The organism is Mycobacterium sp. NGS34 (genome assembly GCF_059812845.1).
Window position 1 is genome coordinate 1 of sequence record NZ_JCALDM010000037.1, and the last position, 6,448, is coordinate 6,448.

A 6,448-nucleotide genomic window follows, 5' to 3' on the forward strand; every position below is an offset into this window, starting at 1 on the left:
TTTTCAACCGCCGTTGACACGTTGGCTGATCGGCGAAGGCGCCGACAGGGCTATGGCCTCATTGTGTCCGTCTACTTCGGTGAGTGCGCTGAAGCTGGCAGGCCGACGAAGGCAACGCGGCCAGCGTGCTGACCAGGTCGGTGAGCGAACCAGTAGCGGTTCGGTGCGGGACTAGGTGAAGGACCGAGGTCGCATCTACGATGGCGGATGAGGGATAGTTCGGTTTCGCCGCCATGCCGAACTGAAGGCTTTAGATTAGGTCGCTGGGAAGCCCGGTACAGGCTGCGATGGCCGCCGCGGGATGGCCATCCTGTTCCTATGTCAATGGCCAGGTTGAAGTATCCGCTGGTGGCCGGATAAAAGTATCCACTCCGTGCGGTAGTTCTTAGGTTGGCTTGGGGCTCTCCTTCCGGTGTTTGGCGTCTTTCATGCGGTAGGAGTCGCCGTCGGTGATGACGACGGTGGCGTGGTGCAGCAGGCGATCGAGGATGCTGACCGCGGTGGTCTGCTCGGGTAGGAATCGTCCCCATTGTTCGAAGGGCCAGTGCGACCCGATGGCCAGGGACCGGCGTTCGTAGGCGCCGGCGACGAGCCGGAACAACAACTGAGTGCCGGTGTCATCCAGCGGGGCAAAGCCGAGTTCATCGAGGATGATCAGGTCGACCCGGAGCAGGGATTCGATGATCTTGCCGACGGTGTTGTCGGCCAGGCCGCGGTAGAGGGTTTCGACGAGGTCGGCGGCGGTGAAGTAACGGACCTTGTGCCCGGCGTGGATCGCGGCGATCCCGAGCCCGATGAGGGTGTGGGACTTGCCGGTGCCGGCGGGACCGATGATCGCCAGGTTTTGTTGTGCCCGAATCCATTCCAGACTAGCCAGGTAGTCGAACACCTTTGGCTGGATCGAGGAGGCGGCGAGGTCGAACGCCTCCAACGTCTTGGGCACGGGGAACGCCGCGGCCTTGAGTCGGTTGACCATGTTGGAGGCATCCCGCGCCGCCAACTCCGTCTCGACGAGAGTCCGCAGCACTTCCTCGGGGGTCCAGCGTTGCGTCTTGGCGGTGATCAACACCTCGGGCGCGGTGCGGCGCACGGCAGCCAGCTTCAACCGGCGCAGCCCGGCATCGAGATCGGACGCCAAGGGCGGCACCGACGGTGGGGCAACGGGTTTGGTGTCGGTGGCGGGTGGCGTCTTGGTCACGAGATCACCTCGTCGTCGACGACGGTGCTGATCTTGTAGGCGTCCAGTGAACGGGTCGGCGCCACGGGTAGGTCCAGGATCAGCGCGTCACCGGCCGGGCGGGGCCGCGGTGCTGCGGTCCCGGCGGCCAAGATGGAGCGCACGTCAGCAGCTCGGAACCGTCGGAACGCCACCGCCCGGTGCAGCGCGGAGATCAGGGCGTCGGTGCCGTGGGCCGCGCCCAAGGCGAGCAGGACCTCCAACTCCGAGGCCAGGCGAGTGTTGCCGATCGCCGCGGCGCCGACCAGGAACGCCTGGGCGTCCTCGCCGAGGTCGCAGAACTGTTTCTCGACGGTGGTCTTCGGGCGAGGTCCGCGGTTGGGTGCCGGGCGGGGTCCGTCGTAGTGGGCGTCGAGGATCGACGCACTGCCGGGGGCGACGAGTTCGTGTTCGGCCACGATCATCCCCGTGGACGATTCGACGAGGCAGACCGCGCCGTGATCGACGACTATGGCCACGGTGGCGCCGATGAGTCGGGTGGGCACCGAGTACCGGGCCGATCCGTAGCGCACACACGACAGCCGGTCGACCTTGCGCAGCACCGACGGCGCCCCGATCCGCAAACGCAGCGATGGCAGTGGTTGCAGCAGTTCACGTTCGACGATCAGCCGCTCGTCGGGGACCGCGACGATCTCCGAGTGCACCGCGGCGTTGACCTCGGCGCACCACGTCGCTGCTGCCGCATTGGCCGCTCGCAGATCCACCGACGTGCCGGCGACGGCCGCCTCGGTCAGCAATGGCACGGCCAGATCGCTCTGGGCGTATCCGCAGAGGTTCTCCACGATGCCCTTGGACTGCGGGTCGTTGGCGTGGCAGAAATCCGGGGCGAACCCGTAATGAGCGGCCAAGCGGACGTAGTCCGGGGTGGGCACCACGACGTTAGCGACCACGCCGCCCTTGAGGCAGGCCATCCGGTCGGCCAACACCCGAGCAGGGACACCGCCGATCGCGGCCAGGGCCTCGGCGATCAACGCCAACGTCGTGGACGCGCGTTGGTCGGTGGCGAAGCGCACGAACCGCCACCGAGAGAACGCCAGCACCGCGCAGAACAAGAACAACCCCGGTGCGGCCTCGGCCCAGTCGATCACCAGATACTCGCCCGGTGACCACACCGCCGGACGACGACCGGAGTGATTCTTACTGCGCCACAACGCCTTCGCATCGGCGACCAAACGACGGAAGTTACGCGCCGAGCCCTCGTAACCCGCGGCCTTCGCGATCGGCAGCAGACGTTTGGCCGAAATCCGAGCTTTCGACTTCTCGACGCGTTCGGCGACCAACTCGGCCACCGAGTCGTAGTTGTGGGCTCGTTCGGATCGCGGTGGTGGCGCCACGCCGGCCTGGTCGGCCTCGAACTTATCCACGACCTTCTTGACGGTGCGGTGGGTGGTGCCACACGCGCCGGCGGCGGCTCGGTAGGACCCGAGCTGTTGGTAGGCAGAAATAATCTCCATGCGGTCCCTCGCAGACTTCAATGGAACTCCCCGGTGGTGGCGCTGAGTGGTTGGCGCCTTCACCGTCACCATCGGGGCCCGCAGTTCCTGATCGACACGACGAACACGGGGTGGATACTTTTACCTGGCCAAAACCGGATACCTCGACTTGGCCACCAGTGGGTACTTTTTCATGGCCACGGACATCCTAGCCACGCGCTGTCTCGCATCTGACCTGTTGCCGCCCCCCGCTATCTGGCCCGTCAACAGCGTCAGAGGCGAACAGTCGGTCTTCGACCTATACGCGTCACGCGGGCAGCGTTCCTGGAGAATGGGGAACGGAACTGCGTCATCAATTTGGAACCCCAGAATTTTTTCGACAGCGTGCCCTGCCACCTCATGCTCAATGCGGTCCGGCTCAACACGATTTACCGGCGATCGTGCCAACTCTGCAGTTCGGTCAAGGCGCCTGGAAGTTGGCGTCCAATGCGGCGCTGACGCCGCAATCGGCAGGCGGCCGACCCAATATCGAAAGTCGATCCTCAAGCGGCCTGCGGCTGCGAGACACCCCGTTTAGCTCCCTGCTAGCTCCACAACATCGCCGCTGCCGTTGTCGGCGACAAGTACTTTGTGTATGGCGGTGTTCACCGCCACGGCCACAGGGTGGACGCCGGTGAAGGGCAGCACCGTTAAGTTGCTCGACCCGGGATCCAACTTCACTACCTTGCCGCTCTCATGGTCTGTGACGTAGACAGCGCCACCGGTGTCCACCGCGATACCCGAGGGCACAGTGAGGCCCGTGAAGGGCAGCACGGTCGGGTTGCTCGACCCGGGATTCAATTTCAGCACCTTATCGTTGTCGGAGTCGGTGACGTAGACGGTGCCGGCGGCGTCCACCGCCACACCATCTGGATGATTGAGGCCGGTGAACGGCAGATCAGTCTGCGTGTTCGACCTGGTGTCCAGCTTCACCACTCTGTTGTTGCCCCGGTCGGCGACGTATACGTTGCCGGCAGCGTCGACCGCTACTCCCGGCGGAAAATTGAGGCCGGTGAACGGCAGCACCGCTGCGGTGCTCGATCCGGGATCCAGCTTCACCACCCTGTTGTTGAAGTCGGCGACGTACACGGTGCCGTTCGTGTCTACCGCCAGCCCCTGCGGCTGGTAAAGGCCGGTGAACGGCAGCACCGTTGGGGTGCTCGAACCCGGAGCCAACTTCACCACCCGCCCGTACATGCCCTGACTGGTGACGTACACGCCGCCTGTGTTATCCAGCGCTACCCCGCCTGGAGAGAAGGGGAAGCCGAGCCCGGTCAACGGCAGCACACTTTGACCGGACGCCGACCTCGATGGGTGCGGTCCCCGGGTTACCAGATACCCCGTGACGCCGATGGCGACGATCACTAGCAGTGCGGCAGTGCCGACGAGGATTCGCTTGCGTTTGCGGCGAGGCTCCGCTGATGCGGGGTGCGATTGACCAGAGTCCAGTGAGCCCCTAGGGCTGACGGAGGGCGGGGTGCCGGGTCGGCTGCGCCGGCTGCCGGTGCTGGCGACAGGCGGCGTCCTGGGCAAGTTCGACATTCGTGACCATGCCCTGGCCAAGGTCACATCGTCGGCGCTGCCCAGCCCGGTATCCGCGGCATCGGTCGACAGGGTAGCTTTCTCGCCGCGCCGTAGAATGGCGGCCGCCTGGCCCTGCTCGGCTGCGGTCAGTGCATCGTGGGCCGCGGTGGCGAGTTCACCGGCGCTGCGATAGCGCTCTTCTGGGTTTTTCGCCATGCCTCTGGCGATCACCTGATCTAGCGCCACCGGAACCGTCCCGGGTCGCAGCTGGCTGGGCCGCGGGGCAGGCTCCGTCAGATGCGCGCCGACCGCCCGTTCGATGCTGTCGGCCGGATACGGAGGTGACCCGATCAGACACTCGGCCAATACACATGCCAGCGAATAGATATCGGCGCGATAGGTGACCTCGCCGCCGGTGAACCGCTCTGGTGCCATGTAGTTGTAGCTTCCCATCACCATTCCGGTGTGGGTCAGCCCTGGATCGGCCGCTGCGCGGGCGATACCGAAATCCACCAGATAGGCGAAGTCGTCGCCAGTGATCAGGATGTTTTCGGGTTTGACATCGCGGTGCGTGATGCCGCTGGCGTGCGCGGCGTCCAGCGCGGCGGCGACCTGGCGCATGATGGCCACCGCCCGTGCCGGGGGCAGCGGACCGTCGCGCGTCAACATGCTGTGCAGAGAAACGCCGTCGATCAGCCGCATGTCCAAATAGAGCTGCCCGTCGATCTCGCCGTAATCGTGGATCGGCACCGCATGCGGCTCGGTCAGCCGTCCCGCGGCGTCGGCCTCGCGTTGCATCCGCTCGCGAAACACCGGGTTGGCGGAGAATTGCTCCGAGATCAGCTTCAGCGCCACCACCCGGTGTTTGCGGGTGTCCTCGGCCTCATAGACCTCGCCCATTCCGCCGCGCCCCAGGAGCCGCATCAGCCGATAGGGCCCAAAAAACGACCCCGTCCGCGAACCCGGCTCACTGTTTGGCATCGAACTCCTTTATGTGATTACGAGATAGCGTTCACCGCTGTCAGTAGCCGCGACTGTAGCCAGCCCGGCGGCGGGATAGATCCATACTGCGCCAAGCCGTCTTGGCCCGGACCGGTTATCGCCTGCATAAACGCTCTTACCGCGGTTCCTGTCGCGGAATCCGGATACTTAGAGCAAACAATCTCATAGGTCGGCTCCACGATCGGGTATGCACCCGGCTGCGCCGGCTTGTAGAACGATGATGTGTCCAAGACGAGGTCATTTCCCTGCCCCGTGACCCGAACTGCGGCAATCGTTCTGCCGGCCGACTCGGCAGTGATCGACACAGGCTCCGGGCCCGCTGACGTGATGATCTGGGCCATGTTCAACTGTTTGCCCAACGCGAACGACCACGCGGTGTAGGTGATCGATCCGTCGGTGGTCTGCAGGGTCGCGGTCACGCCATCATCCCCGTCGGCGCCGCCACCGACGCCCCCCTTGAACGTCAGGCCGTGGCCCTTACCCCAGGCACCGCCGGATGCAGCGTCGAGATATTGCTGGAAGTTAGCTGAGTTACCGGATTCTTCACTGCGGAAAATGACGTGAATGGCCGCCGAGGGCAGGTTGGTGCCTGCATTGAGCGCCTTGATCGCCGGGTCATCCCACCTGGTGATGGTGCCGTTGAAGATCTTCGCCATCGTGGGCGCATCCAGCATCAGTGAACTCACGCCGCTGATGTGGTAGGTGATTGCGATCGGCTCAAACACCGCCGGCAGCTCCCACGCCGGGGACCCGCATCGCGCAGCCGCCTTGTTGGGCTCACCCGTCGACGGGTCCAACGGCACGCCGGAACCCGCCAGGTCTGTCTCGTTCTTGATGAACTGCTCTACGCCGGCGCGGGAGCCATTTGCCTCGTAGTCCAGCGCGTGACCGGGGCACGCATGGGAATACACGTAGACAAACCGTTGTATCGCGTTCTGTTGTGCGGTCGCGCCGGCGCCCTTGAGCTCCTCCTTGCCGCCGCAGTCCACTTTCACCGAGGATCCTGAGGGGGCGTTTGTACGGCCACCGCATCCCGATAGCACCAGTGCGCTAGCCACTAGCAGGCTCAAGGCGCCAGTTCGGGTGAGTCTCACAGAGCTCTTCTCCCAAAGGTAAAGGTCCCAAAACACCTACAAGGTCCCGAGACACTTACTTTGCCACTGCCTCGCGCACCAAGGAGGTTCTGGTGAACGTAGCAGGTGAACGTCCACGT

General features: G+C 64.6%; 4 protein-coding genes. All 4 read right to left on the reverse strand.

Annotation, left to right across the window (positions count from 1 at the left end; genetic code table 11):
- Positions 1-385: 385 nt before the first annotated feature.
- Positions 386-1,198: an IS21-like element helper ATPase IstB gene (gene istB, locus AC5Y7V_RS31095; protein WP_499883764.1), complete on the reverse strand. Its 813-nt coding sequence runs from the start codon at positions 1,196-1,198 to the stop codon at positions 386-388.
- Positions 1,195-2,712 (reverse strand): IS21 family transposase, encoded by a 1,518-nt coding sequence (istA, locus tag AC5Y7V_RS31100; RefSeq protein WP_499883765.1) that lies wholly within the window; start codon positions 2,710-2,712, stop codon positions 1,195-1,197. The genes istB and istA overlap by 4 nt, the downstream gene beginning before the upstream one ends.
- A gap of 531 nt (positions 2,713-3,243) precedes the next feature.
- Entirely contained in the window at positions 3,244-5,214 is a 1,971-nt protein-coding gene (locus tag AC5Y7V_RS31105; protein ID WP_499883766.1) for a serine/threonine-protein kinase PknD, read from the reverse strand.
- A 17-nt stretch (positions 5,215-5,231) separates the two neighbouring features.
- Positions 5,232-6,329 (reverse strand): phosphate ABC transporter substrate-binding protein PstS, encoded by a 1,098-nt coding sequence (pstS, locus tag AC5Y7V_RS31110; protein ID WP_499883767.1) that lies wholly within the window; start codon positions 6,327-6,329, stop codon positions 5,232-5,234.
- Positions 6,330-6,448: the final 119 nt, after the last annotated feature.

Coding starts and splice junctions, on each gene's coding strand:
- AC5Y7V_RS31105 (WP_499883766.1), bottom strand. CDS start 5,214: ATGCCAAACAGTGAGCCGGGTTCGCGGACGGGGTCGTTTTTTGGGCCC.